Annotated in this window: 17 protein-coding genes; 12 read left to right on the forward strand and 5 right to left on the reverse strand. The window is 72.7% G+C overall.

Translation table 11 applies throughout. The features are described from left to right. The first annotated feature begins 212 nt into the window (after window positions 1-212). Both E4P39_RS13790 and E4P39_RS22375 read left to right on the forward strand, forming a co-directional pair. Window positions 213-1,145, forward strand: a complete 933-nt coding sequence (locus E4P39_RS13790) for a heme o synthase (RefSeq protein ID WP_135137158.1) — start codon at window positions 213-215, stop codon at window positions 1,143-1,145. A 100-nt stretch (window positions 1,146-1,245) separates the two neighbouring features. After that, complete coding sequence (locus tag E4P39_RS22375; protein ID WP_167761855.1) at window positions 1,246-1,530, forward strand: hypothetical protein; 285 nt, start codon at window positions 1,246-1,248, stop codon at window positions 1,528-1,530. 73 nt (window positions 1,531-1,603) lie between these two features. On the opposite strand, the gene E4P39_RS13800 is transcribed toward E4P39_RS22375, so the two are convergent. Beyond that, complete coding sequence (locus E4P39_RS13800; protein ID WP_135137160.1) at window positions 1,604-2,539, reverse strand: COX15/CtaA family protein; 936 nt, start codon at window positions 2,537-2,539, stop codon at window positions 1,604-1,606. Window positions 2,540-2,653: 114 nt separating this feature from the next. On the opposite strand from E4P39_RS13800, the gene E4P39_RS13805 reads away from it, so the two are divergent. The 8 genes from E4P39_RS13805 to E4P39_RS13840 are packed head-to-tail and all read left to right on the forward strand — an operon-like array spanning window position 2,654 to window position 9,622. Continuing rightward, complete coding sequence (locus tag E4P39_RS13805; protein ID WP_245159819.1) at window positions 2,654-3,472, forward strand: metalloregulator ArsR/SmtB family transcription factor; 819 nt, start codon at window positions 2,654-2,656, stop codon at window positions 3,470-3,472. Further along, window positions 3,469-4,908 carry a Fe-S cluster assembly protein SufB gene (gene sufB / locus E4P39_RS13810; RefSeq protein WP_135137162.1) on the forward strand — a complete coding sequence of 480 codons (1,440 nt, stop codon included), beginning with the start codon at window positions 3,469-3,471 and terminating at the stop codon, window positions 4,906-4,908. The genes E4P39_RS13805 and sufB overlap by 4 nt, the downstream gene beginning before the upstream one ends. Next, complete coding sequence (gene sufD / locus E4P39_RS13815) at window positions 4,908-6,257, forward strand: Fe-S cluster assembly protein SufD (RefSeq protein ID WP_135137163.1); 1,350 nt, start codon at window positions 4,908-4,910, stop codon at window positions 6,255-6,257. The genes sufB and sufD overlap by 1 nt, the downstream gene beginning before the upstream one ends. Continuing rightward, window positions 6,254-6,607, forward strand: a complete 354-nt coding sequence (locus E4P39_RS13820) for a non-heme iron oxygenase ferredoxin subunit (protein WP_135137164.1) — start codon at window positions 6,254-6,256, stop codon at window positions 6,605-6,607. Before sufD ends, E4P39_RS13820 begins: the two co-directional genes overlap by 4 nt. 9 nt (window positions 6,608-6,616) lie before the next feature. Next, entirely contained in the window at window positions 6,617-7,468 is an 852-nt protein-coding gene (sufC, locus tag E4P39_RS13825) for a Fe-S cluster assembly ATPase SufC (protein ID WP_135137165.1), read from the forward strand. Further along, window positions 7,465-8,775 (forward strand): cysteine desulfurase, encoded by a 1,311-nt coding sequence (locus tag E4P39_RS13830; protein ID WP_135137166.1) that lies wholly within the window; start codon window positions 7,465-7,467, stop codon window positions 8,773-8,775. Before sufC ends, E4P39_RS13830 begins: the two co-directional genes overlap by 4 nt. Next, window positions 8,775-9,236, forward strand: a complete 462-nt coding sequence (gene sufU, locus E4P39_RS13835) for a Fe-S cluster assembly sulfur transfer protein SufU (RefSeq protein WP_135137167.1) — start codon at window positions 8,775-8,777, stop codon at window positions 9,234-9,236. Before E4P39_RS13830 ends, sufU begins: the two co-directional genes overlap by 1 nt. Next, entirely contained in the window at window positions 9,233-9,622 is a 390-nt protein-coding gene (locus E4P39_RS13840) for a metal-sulfur cluster assembly factor (RefSeq protein WP_135137168.1), read from the forward strand. Before sufU ends, E4P39_RS13840 begins: the two co-directional genes overlap by 4 nt. Before the next feature lie 78 nt (window positions 9,623-9,700). On the opposite strand, the gene E4P39_RS22380 is transcribed toward E4P39_RS13840, so the two are convergent. The 3 genes from E4P39_RS22380 to E4P39_RS13855 form a co-directional block, all read right to left on the reverse strand. Further along, window positions 9,701-11,485, reverse strand: a complete 1,785-nt coding sequence (locus tag E4P39_RS22380) for a hypothetical protein (RefSeq protein WP_167761857.1) — start codon at window positions 11,483-11,485, stop codon at window positions 9,701-9,703. A gap of 80 nt (window positions 11,486-11,565) precedes the next feature. After that, window positions 11,566-12,312 carry a response regulator transcription factor gene (locus E4P39_RS13850; RefSeq protein ID WP_135137169.1) on the reverse strand — a complete coding sequence of 249 codons (747 nt, stop codon included), beginning with the start codon at window positions 12,310-12,312 and terminating at the stop codon, window positions 11,566-11,568. After that, a complete protein-coding gene (locus E4P39_RS13855) occupies window positions 12,309-13,571 on the reverse strand; it encodes a sensor histidine kinase (RefSeq protein ID WP_167761859.1) in 1,263 nt (420 codons plus the stop codon). Before E4P39_RS13855 ends, E4P39_RS13850 begins: the two co-directional genes overlap by 4 nt. Before the next feature lie 218 nt (window positions 13,572-13,789). On the opposite strand from E4P39_RS13855, the gene E4P39_RS13860 reads away from it, so the two are divergent. After that, window positions 13,790-17,461 (forward strand): efflux RND transporter permease subunit, encoded by a 3,672-nt coding sequence (locus E4P39_RS13860; protein ID WP_167761861.1) that lies wholly within the window; start codon window positions 13,790-13,792, stop codon window positions 17,459-17,461. Continuing rightward, window positions 17,461-20,706 (forward strand): efflux RND transporter permease subunit, encoded by a 3,246-nt coding sequence (locus E4P39_RS13865; RefSeq protein ID WP_209306533.1) that lies wholly within the window; start codon window positions 17,461-17,463, stop codon window positions 20,704-20,706. Before E4P39_RS13860 ends, E4P39_RS13865 begins: the two co-directional genes overlap by 1 nt. On the opposite strand, the gene E4P39_RS13870 is transcribed toward E4P39_RS13865, so the two are convergent. Further along, on the reverse strand, window positions 20,703-22,859 hold the full coding sequence (locus tag E4P39_RS13870; protein WP_135137172.1) for a DUF2157 domain-containing protein: 2,157 nt from the start codon (window positions 22,857-22,859) through the stop codon (window positions 20,703-20,705). The genes E4P39_RS13865 and E4P39_RS13870 overlap by 4 nt on opposite strands. Window positions 22,860-22,984 lie beyond the last annotated feature (125 nt).

The following is a 22,984-nucleotide window of genomic DNA, read 5'->3' on the forward strand; positions in this document are numbered from 1 at the left end:
CACCGTCGTCGTCGACGTCGGCCCTACCCGCTGCACGCGCGGCATCAACGTGATCAACCCTAGTCATCCGCGCCCGAGGGGGGACGGTCGCCGGATGCCCCGCGGGCTACAGTTGCCCACGTTCTCGTCCCCGGTCGGAAAAGGGCCCCCGTGCTGTTCAGTTGCCCGGCAGTGCCCTGCCGCACGAGCGCCTCCGCGCCCGGGGTCGCCCGGTGACGGCGCTGTCCGAGCGCCAGACCGAACCCGCTCGCCGCCTGCCCGCCGTGCTCCGTGCGCGCGTGGGTGCCTACGTCGCGCTCACCAAGCCCCGGATCATCGAGCTCCTGCTGGTCACCACGGTGCCGGCGATGATGCTGGCCGCCCGCGGCTGGCCGTCCCTCTCGCTGCTCCTGCTCACGCTCCTCGGGGGCACGCTGGCGGCCGGCGCGGCCAACGTCTTCAACTGCTACTTCGACCGCGACATCGACCGCCTGATGCACCGCACCCAGAAGCGGCCGCTGCCGATGGGCGTCATCTCGCCGCGGTCGGCCCTGATGTTCGGCGCCGTCCTCACCGTGTCCTCCATCGCGCTGCTGGCGGCGACGACGACGCTGCTCGCCGCGGCTCTCGCCGCGGGCGCGATCTTCTACTACGCCGTCCTCTACACGATGGTGTTCAAGAGGCACACCCGGCGCAGCACCGAGTTCGGTGGGGTGCCCGGGGCGGCGCCGGTGCTGATCGGCTGGGCGGCGGTGACCGGGTCGCTGGACTGGCCGGCCGTCGTCGTCTTCGGGATCGTCTTCTGCTGGCAGATGCCGCACTTCTGGGCGCTCGCGATGCGGTTCAAGGCCGATTACGCGCGGGCCGACGTCCCGATGCTGCCGGTGGTCACCTCGGAGCTCTCGGTCGGCCGGCAGACCGTCGCCTGGAGCTGGGTGACCGTCGCCGTCTCGCTGCTGCTCTGGCCCGTCGGGTACGGGCAGGGGATCGGCCTGGGCTACACCGTTGCCGCCGCTGCGCTGGGCGCCTGGTTCATCGTCGAGGCGCACCGCCTGCTCCGCCGGATCGCGCGGGGCGGCGACACCAAGCCGATGCAGCTGTTCCACGTCTCGATCTCGTACCTGGCGCTGCTGTCGGTCGCGATCATCGTCGACGCCATCGTCTGAGCACGTCGCCGTCGAGATCCGCCCCGGGCCGGTGTCGACCGGCGCGGACACCGGCCTCACCCGGATCTCGGCGCCCCGCCCCGCCGGTAGCGTCCGGGGCGTGCGCAGGGATCTCGCCAACGCACGGATGGGGCAGCTGGTCGGATGGGACGGCCGCACCTACGCCATTCGCACGCCGCGGATCGAGGTCGCCGAGGTCGAGGCGCTGATCGAGTCGGGGTGCCCGGTCGTCACCTACTTCCCGGGCGGGCGGCTGGTCTGGCACGACGAGGACGACGCCTGGCCGACCTGGGCCGACGCGCGGAGTGCGGCGGAGACGGTGACCGGCGGGCGGTGGGAGTCACCGGACGGATCGCTCGCGGTGGTGCTCGTCTGGCACGACTGAGGATCGCTGCCGACGGAAGCCGGGTTCCGACGAGTGGGGGGCCGGAGGCCTCCCCGAGGAGGGACGGCTGGGCTCAACGAAGCTCGGGGACGGCTCGTGGCCGCGGTGCCGTCCGGTAGGACGGCAGTGTCACAGCGCCGCGCACGGACCACACGAGCCGCGCCGTGAACGCGGTGATCAGGACCGCGCCGAGCATGTGCACGAGCACCAGCGCGATCGGCAGGTCGGTGAAGTACTGCACGAAGCCGACGACGCCCTGGGCGAGCTGGACGATCAGCAGGTCGCGCACGGCCCGCCGGATCCGCCCGGGGGAGTCGGTCGCGGACAGGGCGAGCAGCAGCGCCACGGTCAGGCCGACCAGCAGGAAGACGAGATCGGCGTGCAGCTGACTGACCGTCTCCGGGTCGAAGTCCATCCGGTCGGCCGCGTTCCTGTCGCCGCTGTGCGGTCCGGCGCCGGTGACGACGGTGCCCAGGACGAGGACCGCGGCTGTCACGGCCGCGATGCCGTGGATCAGCAGCTCGAACGGACGCCGGAGCAGCGGCTGCCCGACGCCCGGTTCGCGGGAGCGCAGCCACAACGTCGTCGCGACGGCGACCAGGACCATCGACACCAGGAAGTGCGCGGCGACGGTCCACGGGTTGAGCTCGGTCAGCACGGTGATGCCGCCGAGCAGCGCCTGCGCGGGGATGCCCAGGAAGCTGACGACGGCCAGCGGCCGCAGGTCCCGGCGGGCCGATCGCCAGACCACGATCACGGTGGCGATCGCGACCGCGGTGAGCACGAAGGTCAGCAGGCGGTTGCCGAACTCGATCGCCCCGTGCGCGGCGAGCTCCGGAGTCGCCACGAAGCTCTCGTCGGTGCAGCGCGGCCAGGTCGGGCACCCGAGGCCCGATCCGGTGAGCCGCACCAGCCCGCCGGTGACGACGATCGCGCCGTTGGCGACGACGTTGGGCAGCGCGACCCGGGAGGCGGTGGCGGGGGAGAAGGCGGTGGGCAGGACCGGCACGCCCCGATGCTAGGTGGTGGCCGCGGTGGTGAGGTCGGTCACGGATCGGCGGTCGGAGGCGGGATTCCGGACCCCCGTGCTTGCGACTCCGCCGAAATAGGACACACTCGTGTTGTGGAAACAAGCGCGGTGCAGTCCCGCCCGTCGGCGGTCGCCGACGACGGGCGCACGCGCGACCGCGTCAGCGCCCTGCTGCTGGAGCACGGCCCGCAGACCGCGACGGAGCTCGCGGGACGGCTGGGCATCTCGCCGGCCGCCGTCCGCCGGCACCTCGACGCCCTGGTCGCGACCGGCCGGCTCGAGGAGCGCCCGACGCGCGACGCGCACCGCGGTCGCGGCCGTCCCGCCCGGCAGTTCCACCTCACCGACGCCGGCCGCTCGGCCTTTCCGCACGCCTACGACGACCTCGCGCTGACCGCGCTTCGCTACGTGGCCGCCGCCGGTGGTCCCGACGCTGTGCGGGCCGTGGCCGAGCAGCAGCTCGCCGGCCTCGAGGCGCGGTGCTCCACCGCCGTCGAGCAGGCCGTCACCGGCCGCGCCGGGGCGCCCGTGGACCGCGCCCAGGCCCTGGCCGCGGCCCTCACGGCCGAGGGCTACGCTGCCACGGCCTCGGCGCTCTCCGGCGGCGGGCAGCTGTGCCAGCACCACTGCCCGGTGGCGCACGTCGCCGCCGAGTTCCCGCAGCTGTGCGAGGCGGAGACCGCCGTCATCGGCCGGCTGGTCGGCACCCACGTGCAGCGGCTGGCCACCATCGCCCACGGCGACGGCATCTGCACCACACACATCCCCGGACCCCACGTGCCGGGGAACAGAACGGCCCCCGCACGACCTGTACTCGGTGAGCGTGCAGCGCACCGGACCGCAGCCGGAACCCGCACCGCACCGTCCACGAGCTCTACCCCCACGATCGACCGGGAGAGGACGCCCGCATGACCACCACCCAGCCGGTGACCAGCACGCCGTTGACGCAGGACGAGCAGATCGACCAGCTCGGCCGCTACAAGTACGGCTGGGCGGACGTCGACACCGCCGGCGCGTCGGCCCGCCGTGGCATCAACGAGGAGGTCGTCACCGACATCTCCCGTCGCAAGGGCGAGCCCGAGTGGATGCTCGAGCGCCGGCTCAAGGCGCTCAAGCTCTTCGGCAGGAAGCCCATGCCCGACTGGGGCTCGGACCTCTCCGGCATCGACTTCCAGAACATCAAGTACTTCGTGAAGTCGACCGAGGCGCAGGCCGCGTCGTGGGAGGAGCTCCCCGAGGAGATCCGCAACACCTACGACCGGCTCGGCATCCCCGAGGCGGAGAAGCAGCGCCTCGTGTCCGGCGTCGCGGCCCAGTACGAGTCCGAGGTCGTCTACCACAAGATCCGTGAGGACCTCGAGGAGCAGGGCGTCCTGTTCCTGGACACGGACACGGCCCTGCGCGAGCACGAGGACATCTTCAAGGAGTACTTCGGCTCCGTGATCCCGTCCGGCGACAACAAGTTCGCCGCGCTGAACACGGCCGTGTGGTCCGGTGGCTCGTTCATCTACGTGCCGAAGGGCGTGCACGTCGAGATCCCGCTGCAGGCCTATTTCCGGATCAACACCGAGAACATGGGCCAGTTCGAGCGGACCCTGATGATCATCGACGAAGGCGCGTACGTGCACTACGTCGAGGGATGCACCGCGCCGATCTACAAGAGCGACTCGCTGCACTCGGCGGTCGTCGAGATCATCGTGAAGAAGAACGCGCGCTGCCGGTACACGACCATCCAGAACTGGTCGAACAACGTCTACAACCTGGTCACCAAGCGGGCCGTGGCCCACGAGGGCGCGACCATGGAGTGGGTCGACGGCAACATCGGCTCCAAGGTGACGATGAAGTACCCCGCCGTCTGGATGACCGGCGAGCACGCCAAGGGCGAGGTGCTCTCGATCGCCTTCGCCGGCGAGGGCCAGCACCAGGACGCCGGCGCCAAGATGGTGCACGCCGCGCCGCACACCTCCTCGACGATCATCAGCAAGTCCGTGGCGCGTGGCGGCGGCCGCACGTCCTACCGCGGGCTCGTGCAGATCGACGAGGGCGCCTACGGCTCGAAGTCGACGGTCAAGTGCGACGCGCTCCTGGTCGACACGATCAGCCGCTCCGACACCTATCCCTACGTCGACGTCCGCGAGGACGACGTGTCGATGGGCCACGAGGCGACCGTCTCCCGCGTCAGCGACGACCAGCTCTTCTACCTGATGAGCCGCGGCCTGTCCGAGGACGAGGCCATGGCCATGGTGGTGCGCGGGTTCGTGGAGCCGATCGCCCGCGAGCTGCCCATGGAGTACGCCCTCGAGCTGAACCGGCTCATCGAACTGCAGATGGAAGGTGCCGTCGGCTGATGAGTCCTGACACCACCAGCACGACCACCACCAGCACGACCGACCTGACCACCGACTCGGCCGACCTCGCCGGGGAGCTCTTCGCCCCCGGCGTGGGCGCCCAGGCGGGCCCCCCGACCACCCCGGCCGCCGGTACCGGCAGCGCCGGTCAGGCCTCGCCGGGCGCGCACTCGCACGGCGGTGCTGCGCCCTCAGGTGCAGTCCCGACCGGGTCGCCGGCCGAGCGGTTCACCTCGCTCGACCCGGACGCCTTCGGCGTGCCGACGGGCCGCGAGGAGACCTGGCGCTTCACGCCCATGAAGCGGATCCGTCCGCTCCTGGACGGCGCCGCCTCCGACGCGCACCTCACCTGGGTGACCGACCTGCCCGAGGGCGTCGAGCTGACCAGCGTCGACGCGGACGACCCGCTGCTCAAGGGCCTGCCCGAGCCGGCCGACCGGCTGGCGGCGCTGGCCCGGCAGCGCAGCGACGGTGCCGCGGTCATCCGGATCGCCGCCGAGGCGCAGCTTGACCGCCCCGTCACCCTCGGCCTGTCGGGCACCGGCAGCGACGAGGTCGTCTGGGGTCAGCTGGTCGTCGAGGTCGGCAACTTCGCGAAGGCGACGGTCGTCCTCGACCACAGCGGCCTGGCGCGCTACGCCGGCGGGGTCGCCGTCCTGATCGGGGACGGCGCGTCAGTCACGCTCGTCTCCGTGCAGGACTGGGCCCCCGGCGCCGTCCACGGCGCGCAGTACGACGCCGTCGTCGGCCGGGACGCGACGTATCGGCAGGTCGTGGTCACCCTCGGCGGCGACCTCGTCCGGCTGGTCAGCAACGTGCAGTACTCCGGTCCCGGCGGGTCCGCGGAGCTCTTCGGCGTCTACTTCGCCGACGAGACCCAGCACCAGGAGCACCGGCTCTGGGTCGACCACGGCGTGCCGAACTGCCGCAGCAACGTCAAGTACAAGGGCGCGCTGCAGGGCGAGGACGCCCGCACGGTCTGGATCGGCGACGTCCGCATCCGCCCGGCGGCCACCGGCACCGAGACCTACGAGCTCAACCGCAACCTGGTGCTCACCGACGGGGCGCGCGCCGACTCGGTGCCCAACCTGGAGATCGAGACCGGCGAGATCGTCGGCGCCGGCCACGCCAGCGCCACCGGCCGGTTCGATGACGAGCAGCTCTTCTACCTCTGCTCCCGCGGCATCGACGCGGAGACCGCCCGCCGCCTCGTCGTCCGTGGGTTCTTCGCCGACGTCGTCCAGGAGATCGGGCTGCCGGAGCTGCAGGACCGCCTGATGCGGGTCATCGAGACCCGGCTCGGTGCCCTGCCGGGCCTGGAGGAACAGCCGGTGGAGCAGGCCTCATGAGCTTCGAGCGGGTCTGCGCACTCTCCGACGTCACGGAGCCCGGTTCCCTGCGGGTCGAGCTCGCCGACGTCGACATCGCGGTCGTCCGGTACGAGGGCGAGGTCTACGCGATCGAGGACCTCTGCTCGCACGCCGAGGTGCCGCTGAGCGAGGGCGACGTCGAGGAGTTCAAGGGCGCACCGACCATCGAGTGCTGGCTGCACGGGTCGTGCTTCGACCTGCGCACCGGCGAACCCACCAACCTGCCGGCCACCGAGCCGGTGTCCGTCTACCCGGTCCGCGTGGAGGGGGAGGACGTGTACGTCGATGTCGCCATCGATGACAGCCTCCCCGCCGCGGCCAGCAACTGAGGAGAGCGAGTGTCCGTCGACACCCAGGCCGGCGTCAGCGCCGCCACCCCGAGCACCGGTTCGGTGCTCGAGATCCGCAACCTGCACGTCAGCGTCGGTGAGGGCGACGACGCGAAGGAGATCCTCCGCGGCGTCGACCTGACCGTCCGGTCGGGCGAGACCCACGCGATCATGGGCCCCAACGGCTCGGGCAAGTCCACCCTGGCCTACTCGATCGCGGGCCACCCCAAGTACACGATCACCGCCGGCACCGTCACCCTCGACGGCGAGGACGTCCTCGCGATGAAGGTCGACGAGCGCGCCCGGGCCGGCATGTTCCTGGCCATGCAGTACCCGGTCGAGGTGCCCGGCGTCTCGGTGTCCAACTTCCTCCGCACCGCCGCGACCGCGATCAAGGGCGAGGCGCCGAAGCTGCGCACCTGGGTCAAGGACGTCAAGGCCGAGATGACGGCGCTGGAGATGGACCCGGCGTTCGCCGAGCGCAACGTCAACGAGGGCTTCTCCGGCGGCGAGAAGAAGCGCCACGAGATCCTGCAGATGCGGCTGCTCAAGCCCAAGATCGCGATCCTCGACGAGACCGACTCCGGCCTCGACGTGGACGCGCTGCGGATCGTCTCCGAGGGCGTCAACCGCACCCGCGCGGAGGGCGAGGTCGGCGTCCTGCTGATCACGCACTACACGCGGATCCTCCGCTACATCAAGCCCGACTTCGTGCACGTCTTCGTCGCGGGCCGGATCGTCGAGGAGGGCGGCCCCGAGCTCGCCGACAAGCTGGAGAGCGACGGCTACGCGGCCTACGTCAAGGACTCGAACGAGCAGGCCAGCGCCGAGCGGGCCGCCCTGGAGGTCGGATCCGCATGACCGTGACCGTCTCGCGTCCCGACACGGGGGCGCGCACGCCCCTCCCGCTGGACGTCGAGGCGATCCGGGCGGACTTCCCGATCCTGACGCGCACCGTGCGCGACGGGAAGCGGCTGGTGTACCTCGACTCCGGCGCGACCTCGCAGAAGCCGCGCCAGGTGCTCGATGCCGAGCGGTGGTTCTACGAGAACGTCAACGCCGCTCCGCACCGTGGGGCCCACCAGCTCGCCGAGGAGGCGACCGGCGCGTACGAGGCCGCCCGCGCCACCATCGGCGCGTTCATCGGCGCCCCCGAGCGGGAGGTCGTCTTCACCCGCAACAGCACCGAGGGCATCAACCTGGTCGCCTACGCGCTGTCCAACGCCGCGACGGCGAAGGAGCCCGAGTTCCGCCGGTACGCCGTCGGCCAGGGTGACGAGATCGTCGTGACCGAGATGGAGCACCACGCCAACCTGCTGCCCTGGCAGCAGCTGTGCGAGCGCACCGGGGCGACCCTGCGCTGGCTCGGCCTGACCGACGGGGGCCGCCTGGACCTCTCGGACCTCGCCACGGTCGTCAACGAGCGCACCAAGCTGGTCGCGGTCACGCAGCAGTCGAACATCCTGGGCACGATCAACCCGCTGGGCGAGATCGTCGCCCGCGCGCACGAGGTCGGCGCCCTGGTGCTGGTCGACGGCGCGCAGTCGGTGCCGCACTCGCCGATCGACGTCGCCGAGCTGGGCGCCGACTTCCTCGTCTTCTCCGGGCACAAGATGCTGGGTCCGACCGGCGTCGGCGTGCTGTGGGGCCGCTACGACGTCCTCGACGCGCTGCCGCCGTTCCTCACCGGCGGCTCGATGATCGAGGTCGTGCGGATGGAGGGCAGCACCTTCGCCGCCCCGCCGCAGCGCTTCGAGGCCGGCGTCCCGATGACCGCGCAGGTCATCGGCCTCGCCGCCGCCGTCGAGTACCTGCGGGCGCTCGGCATGGACAAGGTCGAGGCGCACGAGCACGCCCTCACCGGCTACGCGCTGGAGAAGCTGGCGGAGATCCCCGGCGTCACCGTGATCGGCCCGCCGGACACCATCGCCCGCGGGGGAGCGATCTCCTTCACCGTCGAGGACATCCACCCGCACGACGTCGGCCAGGTGCTCGACGACCTCGGCATCGCCGTCCGCGTCGGGCACCACTGCGCGTGGCCGGTCGTGCGCCGCTACGGCGTCCCGGCGACGACCCGCGCGACGTTCTACGTGCACACCGGCTACGACGACATCGATGCGCTGGCGGACGGCGTCCGTGCGGCCCAGAAGTTCTTCGGGGTGAGCTGATGCAGCTCGAGTCGATGTACCAGGAGATCATCCTGGACCACTACCGGCACCCGCACGGGCGCGGCCTGCGCGAGCCGTTCGAGGCCGAGGTGCACCACGTCAACCCGACCTGCGGCGACGAGGTGACCCTGCGCGTGCACCTCGAGGGCGACACGATCGCCGACGTCTCCTACGAGGGCATGGGCTGCTCGATCAGCCAGGCGTCGGTGTCGGCGATGTACGACCTGGTCATCGGCAGGACGGTGCAGCAGGCGCTGGAGACCGGCGAGCACTTCAGAACGCTGATGCAGGCGAAGGGCGACCTGTCGGTCGCCGAGAAGCTCGAGGACGAACTGGAGGACGCCGTGGCGTTCGCCGGGGTGTCGAAGTACCCCGCGCGCATCAAGTGCGCGCTGATGAGCTGGATGGCCTTGAAGGACGCCAGCGCCCGAGCCCTGTCGACGGCTGGAGGCCAGTCATGAGTGAGACCACCGAGAACGCTGCTCCCGCTGAGGAGACCCCGGCGGAGCTGCCGGCGTACAAGTCGGCGCTGCTCGAGGACCTCGAGGAGGCCATGCGCGACGTCGTCGACCCCGAGTTGGGCGTCAACGTCGTCGACCTGGGCCTCGTGTACGGCATCGACGTCGACGAGTCCAACGTCGCCATCCTGGACATGACGCTGACCTCGGCGGCCTGCCCGCTGACCGACGTCATCGAGGACCAGTGCCGCCAGGCGCTGACCGGCGGCCCCGGTCCCGGGCTGGTCGACGACATCCGGATCAACTGGGTCTGGATGCCGCCGTGGGGTCCCGACAAGATCACCGACGACGGCCGCGAGCAGCTCCGGGCGCTCGGCTTCCGCGTCTGACAGTTCTCCCCGCACCGATGACGGCGCTGTGACCTCGAGAGTGGTCCCGGCGCCGTCCTCGACTCCGGGTAGGGCGGGTCAGCGCAGGGCGGCTAGCCGGGTCCCGTAGAAGGGCACCGGCCGGCGTTCCCGGCGCATCCCCTGCGCCGCCAGGAGGGCACCGACGACGAGGGCGGTGGCGAGCGGCCAGGGCAGCGCCCGCACGGTGAAGCCGAACGCGATCCACAGCTCCGTCGCGGCACCGATCACCAGCGGCGCCCGCACCCCCGTCCGGGAGGCGATGACCATCGCGAGCGCCGCGACGAGGATCACGCCCACGGCCCGCCCGGCGTCCGGCCGGACCACCGCGATGAGCGCGGACGGAACGGCCGCCGTCAGCAGGCCGGGTCCCCAGGCCGGCCCGGAGGCGCCGCGGAGCAGCTTCGGCCCGGCGGCGATCAGCAGCCCGACCGCCGCCGTCAGCGAGTACCACTCGACCTGGGTGATGTCGAGAGCCGCCCCGGCGACCCAGAGGCCGAGGACCAGCTGGCCGGCTCCCACCCGCCACGCGACCGACGGCAGGCCGGCCGCGCGAGGACGGCGCCGGGTCCGCCACGCCCACAGCAGGGTGAACGCCCCGAGAGCGAGGAGCACGGCCGCCAGCGGGCCCTGCTCGCCCTGAGCGCGCAGCAGCACGGCCGCCGCTACCGCGCACACCGCCGCGGCCCGGGCCGTCGCCAGCCGGGAGGGCGGGTCCAGCCGCGACCCGACCGCCATGGCCGCGCCGTAGAGCGCCGTCAGCCACATGGCGGCCGCCACCGGTGTGAGCAGCCCGTCCGGCAACGCGAGCAGGATCGCCCCGGCCAGGCAGCCTACCGCCGTCGGCACCGCGACCGGCTGGTCCTCGGGATGCCGGACGGCGACCACCACGGTGGGAAGGGCGGTGAGCAGGAGCAGCAGGCAGAGCTGCGACCACCGTTCGGCGGCGACGAGCTGCACCACGCACAGCAGGGTCATGACGATCCCGGCGGTGAGCGCCACCGGGAGCAGCAGGCCCCGCCGCCAGCCGGTCAGGTAGGCCGCCGACAGGGTCGCGAGCAGCACGCCGGCGTAGCCGGTCAGCGTCGTCGCGAGCGCACCCAGGGAGGAGAACGCCCCTGCCGTGGCCGCACCGGCCACCAGTCCCGCGACCACGGGCACCACCCGGGGCGGGCCCAGCAGCGGATCGAGCTCCTCGCGCAGCCGGGCGACGAGCAGACCGAAGGCGGCGGCGATCATCAGCCCCGCGGCCAGCCATCGCTCGGCGCCGGATGCCGTCCAGGCGCTCGTCGAGCCCCGGAAGACCCCGACGAGCCACCACGGCGCGGCGGTGAGCAACGCGACCCGCGCCACCAGGGGCCGTCCCGAGAGGGCGATGCCCAGACCGACGAGGGCGACGGCCAGGCAGGTCGCGGTGCGCAGCTGATCGGGCACCGAGTCGAGTGCCCGCAGCACCGCGAGCTGGAGGGCTGCCCAGGACGCGAGCGGCCAGACGGCGGTCGTCGGCGCGAGGCGTCGGTGGTGCAGGGCGAGGAAGACGACGGCGAGCACGGCGGGGGTCCCCGGGTCACCCTCCAGGACCGGGCCGCCGAGGTCGCTCCCGGCGATGACGAGCCCGGCAGCCGAGACGGCGAGGATCTCCTCCGAGCTGCGCAGCCCGGCCCACGCGGCCAGGACCGAGCAGACGGCGGCAGCGGCGGCGACGACGAGGAGGAGCCACCGGAGGGGCGCGCCACCGTAGGCGGACGCGACCGCGACCCCGGCGCTGACGAGCAGGACCGCGCCCACGGCGAGCAGGACCTGGAACGGCTTGGCCCAGTACAGCAGCACCGGCCGACGGCCCATGGCGTTCCTCCCCCATCCGGCGCCGGCTCAACAGTAGGGGGCCGGCTCCGGGTCGCCGGGGCGGGCGGCCCGGGACGGACTCAGGGTGCGGACCGCGCCCCTCCGTCCAGGCGGGTCGACCGGAGGGAACGGGGGCCCGCGTCCTGGGCCGGGGGAGCGTCGGCCGTCCCGGGCCGGACGAGCTCGTGCTCGTAGGCGAAGACGACGAGCTGCACCCTGTCGGTGAACCCGAGCTTCGCGAGCAGGTGTCCCACGTGGGTCTTGACGCTGCTCGGCGCCAGGTCCATCTCCATGGCGATGTCGGCATTGGACAGTCCGCGGGCCGCCAGCTTCAGGACCGTCATCTCGCGGGCCGTGATCGACGAGAGCGCCGAGTCCCGCGAGGCGGTGGGGACGGGCAGGAGGGTCCGCGCGCGGAGGTCCAACAGGCGGCGGGTCACCGACGGTGCCAGCAGGGCCTGCCCGGCCGCGAGGAGCCGGACCGCGTGGACCAGTTCCTGTGGAGCCGAGTCCTTCACCAGGAAGCCGCTGGCCCCGGCGCGCAGGGCCCCGATGATGTACTCGTCGAGGTCGAAGGTCGTCATCACGAGGACCCGTGGCATCTCCCCGGGCAGCTCGGCGAGCCTCCGGGTGGCCTCGATCCCGTCCATGATGGGCATGCGCACGTCCATGACCACGACGGCCGGCCGCAACTGCTGGACCAGCCGCACCGCCGCCGCGCCGTCGGCGGCCTCCCCGACGACCTCGATGTCCGGTTCGGCCTCCAGGCAGGTGCGCAGCGCTCCCCGCATGAGTGGCTGGTCGTCGGCGATCACCACGGTGATCATGACAAGGCCGCCTTCTCGGCCGGCGGCCGTACCGCCTCGTCCATCGACGATTCGAGGTCCGGCGTCACCGACGGGTGGTCCTCCTCCGGGATCGGCAGCCAGGCACACACCACGAACCCGGGCTCGGAGGGCTCGGCGATCAGCCGTCCGCCGAGCATCGCCGCACGCTGTTGCATGCTGATGAGCCCGTAGCCGGCCGACGGGCTCGCGGCGCTTCCGCGGCCCTGGTCTCGCACCACGACGCGGAGGTGGTCGTCCGCGTAGTCGAGGACGACGGTCGCCCTCGTGGGGCCCGCGTGCTTGAGGACGTTCGTCAGCGCCTCCTGCACGATGCGGAAGGCGTTCAGTTCCACGGTCGCCGACAGCGCGCGTGGCCGGCCGCGGATCGTGAGGTCGACCGGCAGGCCGGCGCGCTGGACCTGGGCCAGCAGCAGGGGCAGCCGCTCCATGCTGGGCTGAGGTGACCTCTCCGACTGCTCCACGTCCGTCCGCAGCAGGGTCACGAGCCGGCGGAGACCGTCGAGAGCATCCCTGCCGACGGCCTCGATCGCCCCGAGGGCGACCGCAGCCGTCTGCGGCCTGGTCTCGAAGACGCGCCGGGCGGCTGCCGCCTGCGCGACGATGACACTCACGTCGTGGGCGACGATGTCGTGGACCTCGCGGGCGATGCGCGCCTGCTCCTGCGCCACGGCGGCCTGGGTCCGCCCCTCCTGCTCCCGCGCCAGCTCGGCGGCCCGCTGCTCGGCCAGACCTGCGCGCGCGTGCCCGAGCGCGACCCCGTAGCCGACCATCACGGTGGCCACGACCGACACGAGATCGATGTAGAACTGGTCGTCGGTCAGCGGCGCCCACCCCGTCAACGCCCCGACGGTGAACGCGACCACGTATGCGGTCGCGGCCAGGCTGGCGACCAGCGGCCGCCGGAGGACCGTCACGGTGTAGAGGGCGACGAGCACGCCCACCGGAAGCGGCTCCGGTCGCAGGCCCAGTGCCTGGTAGGCCATGGACGCCCCCGCGGTCAGGCCCAGCACGGTCAGCGGGGCGATCCGGCGGAGGGTCAGCGGCAGCGACCCCGCCAGGACGAGGAGTACGACGTCGGGGCGGGGGACCCCCGGCCAGCCGTCGTCCGCGGTCAGCGACACCTCGAAGTCGTCGTCCAGGGAGACCCCGGAGCCGACCAGGAGCAGCAGCGCGACCAGCAACGCCAGGCGGAGGTCGTGCGCGAGGACGGAGCGCTCCTCCGGATGCTGCGTCGCCACGCTCACCTCCCCTCGCAGGGGGAGGCCGATCTCCCCCTGTGGTACCGGTCCACAGGTCCGAACGGGTGGTCCCGACCGGCCCGCAGGGTGACGCGGCCGGGAACGAAGGTCAATACGGTTCGGCGCCGTACCAGCAGAACTGTTGCGGCGGCGAGCATGCCTTTTCCGCCTGGCGGGGCTGCGGAGACATGCGCCAGAGAACGGGGAGGTGCCCAGTGGTGGGTGCGTTGGTGGATTCCGCGGTGCGGATGCGGCGACTCGTGGTGGCCGGCGTCGTCGCCCTCCTTGCGCTCACGGTGGTGCAACTGGACGACGCTCCGCTCGACGTCTATCCGGAGTTCGAACCGCCGGCGGTCCAGGTGCAGACCGAGGCCCTCGGCCTGTCCGCCGAGGAGGTCGAGGAACTCATCACGACGCCGTTGGAGCAGGACCTGCTCAACGGCATCCCGTGGCTGAAGACCATCGAGTCGCAGTCCATGCCGGGACTCTCCGCGATCGACATGACGTTCGAGGAAGGCACCGACCTGTACCTCGCCCGCCAGATGGTGGCGGAGCGGATGACCCAGGCCGCCGCGCTGCCGAACGTCGGCACCCCGCCGGTCATGGTCCAGCCCACGGCGTCGACCAGCCGCGTCGCGATGGTGGCCATGCGCTCGGAGGACGTCTCCATGGTCGAGATGTCGGTGCTCGCCCGCTGGCAGATGCGGCCCCGGCTGATGGCGATCCCCGGCGTCTCGCAGGTCTCGATCTGGGGCCAGCGCGAGCGGCAGCTGCAGGTGCAGGTGGATCCCGCGCGCCTGCAGAGCAACCAGGTGACCCTCACCCAGCTGATCGAGACGACCGGCAACGCCCTGTGGGTCTCGCCGCTGAGCTTCGTCGAGGCGTCCACCCCCGGCACGGGCGGCTTCGTCGAGACCCCGAATCAGCGGATCGGCGTCCAGCACGTGTCGCCGATCACCACCTCCGACGAACTCGCCAACGTCACGATCGAGGGAACGGCCGGGGCGCCGAAGCGGCTCGGTGACGTCGCCGACGTGCTCGAGGACCACCAGCCGCTGATCGGTGACGCCACCCAGCAGGGCGAGCGCAGCCTCATGCTCGTCATCGAGCGCTTCCCCGACGCGGACGTGGCCGAGGTGACCGCTGACGTCGAGCAGGCCCTGCAGGCCATGTCCGCCGGCCTCACCGGGATCACCGTCGACACCGACGTGTACCGGCCGGCGAGCTACCTGGAGTCCGCGACGGCTCGGCTCGGCATCGCCGCCGGCGTCGGCCTGGTCCTCATGCTGATCGCGGTCGGCCTGCTCACCTGGTCCTGGCGCATGGCGCTGATCACGTTCGGCTCGGTCGCCACCTCGATGGCCGCAGCGCTGTACGTCCTGCGCCTCGGCGACACACCGCTGACCACGATCACCCTGCTGGGGCTGGCCACCGTGGCCGCACTGGTCGTGGACGACGTGGTCGGGGACGTGTCCGCCGTCAACATCCGGGCTCGGGAGCGCCGCGCGGCCGGGCACTCCGCCCTCACGGCACTGATCGGTGCCGCGGTCGTCGGCCGTCGCGGTCCGCTCGCCTACGCGACGCTCATCGCCTTCGTCGCGCTCGTGCCGCTGCTGTTCCTGACCGGACCGGCCGGCGCCTTCGCCCGGCCCGCACTGCTGACCTTCGTCCTCGCGGCGCTCGCCTCGTTCGTCGTGGCGCTCGTCGTCACGCCCGTCCTCGCCGTCCTGCTCGCCCGGCACGGCGAGGGGGAGCACCGTGCCGCACCGTTCAGCGGCTGGGTGCGGCGGGCCCACGACCGGGTGGTGCGGCCCAGCGTGGGGCGCGTCGTGCCCGCAGTCGTCGGCCTCGTCGTCCTGGTGGGGATCGTGCTGGCCGGACTGCCCAGCCTGGGCTCGGGTTCGCTCCTGCCGGGACTCGAGGACCGCAACGTCCTCGTCCGGCTCGAGGCGGCCGCCGGCACGTCGCTGGCCGAGATGGACCGCATCACCGGTATCGCGGCCGCCGAACTGAGCGAACAGCCCGGCGTCGCGTCGGTCGCCACACACGTCGGCCGGGCGGTCGGAGCCGACGAGGTGGTCGACGTCGACGCGAGCGAGATCTGGCTGACCGTCGACGACGCCGCGGACTACGCGGAGACGCTCGCCGGCGTGCGGTCGGCGGTCGCGGGCTACCCGGGCCTGCGCAGCACGGTCCGGACCTACGCCGAGGACCGGGTGGCCGAGGTCAGTGCCACGACCGGCGACCAGCTCGTGGTGCGGGTCTCCGGCGAGGACTACCCGACGCTCCAGGCGACCGCCGAGAACGTCCAGGAGGCGCTGAAGACCGTCGAGGGCGTCATCTCGCCCCAGGTCGAGGCGCTGGTGAGCCAGCCGACCGTGTCGGTGCAGGTGGACCTCGCGGCGGCGCAGGTCTACGGGCTCCGGCCCGGTGACGTGCGGCGCGAGGTCAGCGCCCTGGTCTCGGGACTGACCGTGGGCAGCCTGTACGAGCAGCAGGCGATCTTCGACGTCGTCATATGGGGCGGCCCGCAGACGCGCGACAACGTCGAGCAGATGAAGGAGATGCTCGTCCACACGCCGAGCGGTGTGCCGGTGCGCCTCGGGAACGTGGCGGCGATCGACGTCTCACCGACGCCGACGGTCGTCTCGCACGACGGCGTCCGGCGGAGTCTCGACGTGACCGCGGAGGTCCGCGGCCGCGACGCGGCGGAGGTGGCCGCCGACGCGACGGCGCGGCTGCGGCAGATGACCTTCGAGGACGAGTACCTCGCCGAGGTGCTCGGGGACGCGGTGGAACGGGCGGACGCCGAGCGCAACGTCGTGCTCGCGGCGATCGCCGCGGCGGTGGTCGCCTTCCTGCTGCTGCAGGCCGGCACCAACAGCTGGCGCGGGGCCGCGACGCTCTTCATCTCCGCGCCGCTCGCGGCCGGGGGCGCGCTGATCGGCGGCTACCTGGTCGGCGGTTCCTGGTCGATCCCGGTGCTGGCCGCGATCGTCGCCGTGGTGGCGCTGGCGGTCCGCCAGTCGCTGGTGCTCGTCCGGCGGGCGCAGGTCCTGTTCGGGACCGGCCGGGGGAGCGATCCGGCCGACGCGCTGCGGTCCGCGGCACGGGAACAGGCGCCTCCGGTGATCATCGCCGTCCTCGTCACCGCAGCGCTCTTCGTCCCGGCCGCGCTCATGGGCGGCGGGGCCGGGCTGGAGATCCTCCAGCCGTTCGCGGTCGCCCTCCTGTTCGGCCTGATCACGTCGACCCTCGTGGTGCTCTTCCTCGTGCCGTCCCTGTTCGCGGCGGCCGGGGGGCTGCGGCCGACCCCCGTGGTCGGGCCGGACACCCCCGACGGAGAGCCCCTGGAGGCCCCGGCGGCGCCGGCGCGCGGCACGGTCCCGGCCGGAATCACCCACCACGACGACGTCACGTTCGGAAAGGGAGGTACAGCGATGAGGACCGCCCGCTCCTACGGCATCGCCTCGCTGTTCATGGCGGCCGGGCTCGGCCTGGCCGGTTGCCAGGTCTCCGCCTCGGGCTCCGAGGCCGAGGACGCCATCGCCGCGGCGGCGTCGGTGGAGCTCGATCCGGGCGGTGGGGCCGCGACGCTCACCCTCACCGAGGATGCCGTCCAGCGCCTGCGGCTGGAGACGTCGCCGGTGCAGGGCAGCGCGGGCGCGCTCACGGTGCCCTACGCCGCGGTCATCTACGACGCCGACGGCGCCACCTGGGCCTTCGTCGAACTCGAGCCGGGGGTCTACCAGCGGCAGGCCATCACGATCACGTCGGTCAGCGGGGACACCGTCGGGCTCAGCGCCGGTCCGCCACCCGGCACCGAGGTCGTGACCGTGGCAGCTGCCGAGCTGGTCGGCGTGGAGGCCGGCATCAGCGGTGGCGAGTGATGGCGGGCCAGCGGGGAACGCTCATGGGCTGGACGGTCGCGACCAGCCTCCGGTTCCGGCACCTCGTGGCGGCGCTCGGCGTCCTGATGATGGCCGTCGGCATCGTCGTCCTCCCGTCGTCGCGGCTGGACGTCTTCCCTGAGTTCGCTCCGCCGCGCGTCATCGTGCAGACGGTCTGCCTCGGGCTGTCGACGGCGGACGTGGAGGAACTGGTCACCGTCCCGCTCGAGCAGGCGCTCAACGGCGTCGACGACCTGGACATCCTCCGGTCGAAGTCGTCGCCGCAGCTGTCGAGCGTCGAGCTGATCTTCGACCGGGGCACCGACCTCATCGAGGCCCGCCAGCTCGTGCAGGAGCGGATGACCGCGGTCAGCGCGACGCTGCCCACCTGGGCGGCGCCACCGGTGATGCTCGCGCCGGCCTCGGCGACCAGCCGCGCGGTCAAGATCGGGATGAGCTCGGACGACGGGTCGCTCATCCAGATGTCCATGACCGCCTACTGGACGGTGCGTGCGCGGCTGCTCCAGGTGCCGGGCGTGGCCAACGTGACCCTGTGGGGCGAGCGGCTGCAGATGCTGCAGGTGCAGGTCCGGCCCGACGCCATGGCCCAGCGGAACATCAGCCTGAACCAGGTCATGGAGACCACCGCGGAGGCGGTGGACTCCGGGCTGCTGCTGCACGACGAGGGCTCGATCATCGGCCCCGGCGGGATCATCGAGACGCAGAACCAACGGCTCAACGTGCGCACGGTGCTGCCCATCATCACGCCCAACGACCTGGCGCAGGTGCCGATCGAGACTCCTCCGCCACCGGTGAACCCGGCGGCGGAGGACCCCGACGCGGAGGACGCACCGGCAGAGCCGGCACCGATCGTCCGGCTCGGTGACGTCGCCGACGTCGTGGAGGGTCACCAGCCGCTGCTCGGCGACGGCGCGGTCAACGACGACCTCGGCCTGATGCTCATCGTCGAGAAACTGCCCTGGGCCGACACCGTCGAGCTGACCCGGGACGTGGAGGAGGTCGTCAAGACGCTGGAGCCCAGCCTGCCCAGCATCAAGTTCGACGCGACGATGTTCCAGCAGGAGAACTTCATCCAGACCGCCATCGACAACCTCAGCGACGCGATCATCCTGGGCTTCCTGCTCGTGGTGATCATCCTGGCGCTGTTCCTGTTCGAGTGGCGGGTGGCGCTGATCAGCCTGCTGACGATCCCGCTGTCGATCACGGCGACCCTGCTGGTCCTGTATGCGCAGGACCAGACGATCAACACGATGACGCTCGCGGGGCTGGTCATCGCCCTGGGCGCGCTCGTGGACGACGCCATCATCGACGTCGAGAACATCGTCCGGCGGCTGCGACAACACCGGTTGTCGAGCAGTGGTGTGTCGACGGCGAAGGTGATCCTGGACGCCTCGCTCGAGGTGCGGAGCCCGATCGTGTACGCGACGTTGATCATCGTCGCGGCGTCCGTGCCGGTGTTCCTCCTGCAGGGGCTCACCGGGGCGTTCTTCCAGCCGCTGGCGCTCGCCTACACGCTGGCCATCCTCGCCTCGCTGGTGGTCGCCCTGACGGTGACCCCTGCGCTGTGCCTGATCATGCTGCGGAAGGCACCGATCGAGCGCCGCGAGTCGCCGGTCGTGCGGAGCCTGCAGCGGCGATACACCAGCCTGCTGGTGAAGATCATCCACCGGCCGCGGCGGGTGTACGCCGCCACCGGTCTGTTGCTGGTGCTCGCCCTGGGAGTTCTCCCGACCCTCGGGCAGGCCCTGCTCCCGCACTTCAAGGAGCGGGACTTCCTGATGCACTGGGTCGCCCAGCCCGGGACGTCCGCCGTCGAGATGCAACGCATCACCCTCGCGGCCAGCGAGGACCTGATGGCCATCCCGGGCATCCGCAACTTCACGGCGCACCTGGGCCAGGCGTTCCAGGGCGACGAGCCGTACGGCATCAACTTCGGCGAGAACTGGATCAGCATCGATCCGCACGTCGACTACGACGAGACGATCGCGGCCATCGACGAGGTCGTCGCCGACTATCCGGGCCTGTTCCGCGACCGGAAGACCTACCTCGACGAGCGCACCAAGGAGGTCGTCGCCGGCGGCAGCGACCCGATCGTCATCCGGTTGTTCGGCCCGGACCTGCACACGCTCGGGGAACGGGCGCAGGAGATGGAGGACATCCTCGGCGGCATCGACGGCGTGGTGAACGAGCACGTCGACCTGCACACCGACGTCCCGCAGCTCAACGTGACGGTCGACCTCGCGCGGGCCGCCCAGTACGGGCTCAAGCCCGGTGACGTGCGGCGGGCGGCGGCTGTCATGGTCGCGAGCGAGGAGGTGGGCGACATCTTCCGCGGGAACCGGGCGTACGACGTCGTGGTCTGGACCGTGCCCGAGGCCCGCGACAGCGTGCCGGACATCCAGAACCTGCTCATCGACACGCCGGCCGGGCAGAAGATCCGGCTCAGCGACGTGGCCACGGTGGAGCTGGAGCCGAGCCCGAACTCCATCGACCGCGAGGACGGGTCACGGCACCTGGACATCCTCGCCGACGTGGAGGGGGTCGACATCGGCACCGTGGGTGAGGAGCTCGAGGACCAGCTCGAGGCCTACGACTTCCCCCGCGGCTACCACGTGGAGCTGCTCGGCGAGTTCGAAGAGCAGCAGGCGGCGCAGACGAGGCTGTTCACCACGGGCGCCATCGCCCTGGCGGTCATCTTCCTGCTGCTCCAGGTCTCGCTCGGCAGCTGGCGGCCCGCCTTGCTGGCCTTCGTCACCCTGCCGCTGGCCCTCGTCGGCGGTGTGCTGGCCGCCTTCGCCACCGGTGGGATCCTCTCGATCGGATCCCTGGTCGGGTTCTTCACCGTGTTCGGCATCGCCGCGCGCAACGGCATCCTGCTGATCAACCACGCTCAGCACCTGGAGCGGGAGGAGGGGCAGCCCTTCGGCGTCGACCTGGTGCTGCGGGCGGCCAAGGAGCGGCTGGCGCCGATCCTGATGACCTCGCTGGCGACCGGTCTGGCGCTGGTGCCGCTGGTCGTCCTCGGCGAGCGGCCGGGCCAGGAGATCGAGCACCCGCTGGCCATCGTGATCCTGGGCGGGCTGTTCACCTCGACGCTGCTCAGCCTGTTCGTCATCCCGTCGCTCTACCTGCGCTTCGGCAAGTCACGGCGCGAGCTGGAGTCCATCGGCGGGGACGACGGCGGCACGTCCCGACCGAGGGAGCCGGTGGGGAGTCCGGTCTAGCGCATCTGGGCGACCCACGCGACGGCTTCGCGGGCCTGCTGGCGCCGGCGCTCGTACGTGGCGCCCACGACGAGCAGCAGCAGGCCCACGGCGCCGAGCGTGACCCAGCGCGGGAGGAGGGGCGCGTAGGGGGAGAGGCGCCCGACCGTGACGACGAGCAAGGTGGCGGCGCCGATCACGAACGGTGCCTGCCGGTGCCGGAGCGTCCCGGTGACCGTGAGGGCGGCGGCGGCGAGGACGACGGCGACCAGGCGGAGGGCGGTCGGCTCGGCCACGACGACCACGGCGGACGGCACGAGGGCGACGCCGACCGCGGCGCCCTCCGCCGCCCACGAGCGGGCGCCGGCCCGCAGACGCGGGACGGCGATCAGCAGCAGCCCGGCCGCCGCCGGGAGGGTGTAGGCCTCCGCCGTCTCGATGCCGGCACCGCCGACGGCGATCCACACCGCGACCACCAGGTCGGCGACCGCCGCCACCGCCACCGCACCGCGGCGGGCGACCACCGCGTAGCAGCCCGCCGCCACCCCGGCGACGGCCAGCTGGACGGCCATCTGTCCCCAGGCACCCACGCTGCCGGTGGTGAGGCCGGCGGTGAGACCCGACACCGCGCCACCCGCCGCCAGCACCCACTCCTCGGGCTGCCCGGCACGCGCCGTCGCGGCGGCGAATGCCGCGGCCGCGAGCAGGGCCAGCAGCAGGCCGGCGACCGGCGCCGAGAGCACCCCCTCGGCCCAGAACAGGAGGACGGCGGCCCACGGTCCCAGCAGTGCCGCGCCGGTGGCCTGCGCGCGGAGCACCGGCAGTCGCACCGCAGCCAGGACGGCGGGCACCGCGGCGGCGAGAGCCACGACGGCGAGCTCGTCCAGCCGCAGGTCCTCGGCCAGCACGATCGCGTGCACACCCACCAGGGCCGCGCCCGACGCGACCAGACCGACGGCCGGTCCCAGCCGTCCGGCCAGCAGGACGGCGGCGGTCAGCAGCGCCAGGCCGAGCCCGCTGGCGATCCAGGAGCCGGGATCGCCGACGGTCCGAAGCGAGAGGGCCACCGCGAGTCCGGCCACTACGCCGACCGCGCCGGGTACCACCTCCGGGAAGCGGGCAGGCCGTGCCGAGCGATGGCCGAGGGCGAGCGCGCCCGCCCCCGCGACGAGGAGCACCGCGCTCGCGGTCCAGGAGTCTCCCGGATCGGACCCGGCCGCCGTCGACAGGCCGGCGAGCACGCCGGCAACGGCCCAGAAGCCGGCGAGGACCCTGGTCATGGGCTCGAGGAACCGCCGGATCCGCCGGGCTGCCGCCACGTCGGCCGCGGCCAGCGCGAGGGCGACCGCGACGCCCGCGGGGCCGGTCACGAGCTCCCCGGTCAGCAGCAGGAAGGGCAGCGGCTGCGCCGCCAGCAGCGCCACGAGGGGCCAGGTCACCGTGCTGCGGGTCAGCCGGCCGAGGGCCACGCCGGCGAGCACGACCACGGCGCACGAGACCGCCCACCAGAGGCGGAGGGAGACGTCCTCCAGCCGGAAGAGGCCGAGCGCCCGCGCGGCACCCAGGTCCACGGCCAGCAGGGCCGCGCCTGCAGCGGCGAGGGCCTCCTCGGTCGCGCGCAGGCCCCGGCGCGCCGTCCAGGCGGAGCAGGCGCACAGGAGGGTGGTCACCGCGAGCATCACGCCGGCCTGGAAGACGAGGCCGAAGCGGGTCCAGGCGACCGCGACGAACGTGATCGCGGCGGCGACGACGAGCAGTGCGCCGAGACCCAGCAGCACCTCCTGCGGGCTGAGCCGCCGCCGCGGCGCGGGGCGTGACCAGCCAGGGAGGAACGGGGAGGGAGGCGGGGGGCCGGGCCGTCCCGGGCCGGCGGGCGCCGGGGGGACCCAGGGGAGGGGGCCGGGGGCCGGCGGGGGAGGCTGCGCAGCCGGCGCGGTCGGGGGAGTGGCGGTGCCGGCGGGTGCCGCACCGGGGGCGGCCGCACGCAGGGTGGCCAGCAGGGCGTCCCGGTCGCGGGCCAGGTCCGTCAGGGTCGCGCCGATCCGGGCCACGACGACGGCGGCCTGTCCGGCGCCCGGCAGCCCGCAGGCGGGGCAGGGGCGGGGGCCGAGGTCGTCCACCGGCCGCCCGCAGACCGGACAGGGCGGTCGCCAGCCACCCTCCTGCGCGGTCATGAGCTCATCCTCGCGGGACGCCAACCTGCACGGGGGAGTTCCGCTCGATAAGCCCTCGGGCGGGTGATGCCGCCGACATCACCTCCGATGCATGCGTGGTAGCGCCCCGGGGACGCCTACCCTGG

This window comes from Blastococcus sp. CT_GayMR19, from assembly GCF_004570385.1.
Classification (GTDB): domain Bacteria; phylum Actinomycetota; class Actinomycetes; order Mycobacteriales; family Geodermatophilaceae; genus Blastococcus_B.

What these genes read in the sequence shown, in the direction of transcription:
- sufB (WP_135137162.1), top strand. Translation starts at nt 3,469, where the DNA reads ATGACCACCACCCAGCCGGTGACCAGCACGCCGTTGACGCAGGACGAG.
- sufD (WP_135137163.1), top strand. Translation starts at nt 4,908, where the DNA reads ATGAGTCCTGACACCACCAGCACGACCACCACCAGCACGACCGACCTG.
- E4P39_RS13820 (WP_135137164.1), top strand. Translation starts at nt 6,254, where the DNA reads ATGAGCTTCGAGCGGGTCTGCGCACTCTCCGACGTCACGGAGCCCGGT.
- E4P39_RS13830 (WP_135137166.1), top strand. Translation starts at nt 7,465, where the DNA reads ATGACCGTGACCGTCTCGCGTCCCGACACGGGGGCGCGCACGCCCCTC.
- sufU (WP_135137167.1), top strand. Translation starts at nt 8,775, where the DNA reads ATGCAGCTCGAGTCGATGTACCAGGAGATCATCCTGGACCACTACCGG.
- E4P39_RS13840 (WP_135137168.1), top strand. Translation starts at nt 9,233, where the DNA reads ATGAGTGAGACCACCGAGAACGCTGCTCCCGCTGAGGAGACCCCGGCG.
- E4P39_RS22380 (WP_167761857.1), bottom strand. Translation starts at nt 11,485, where the DNA reads ATGGGCCGTCGGCCGGTGCTGCTGTACTGGGCCAAGCCGTTCCAGGTC.
- E4P39_RS13850 (WP_135137169.1), bottom strand. Translation starts at nt 12,312, where the DNA reads ATGATCACCGTGGTGATCGCCGACGACCAGCCACTCATGCGGGGAGCG.
- E4P39_RS13865 (WP_209306533.1), top strand. Translation starts at nt 17,461, where the DNA reads ATGGCGGGCCAGCGGGGAACGCTCATGGGCTGGACGGTCGCGACCAGC.
- E4P39_RS13870 (WP_135137172.1), bottom strand. Translation starts at nt 22,859, where the DNA reads ATGACCGCGCAGGAGGGTGGCTGGCGACCGCCCTGTCCGGTCTGCGGG.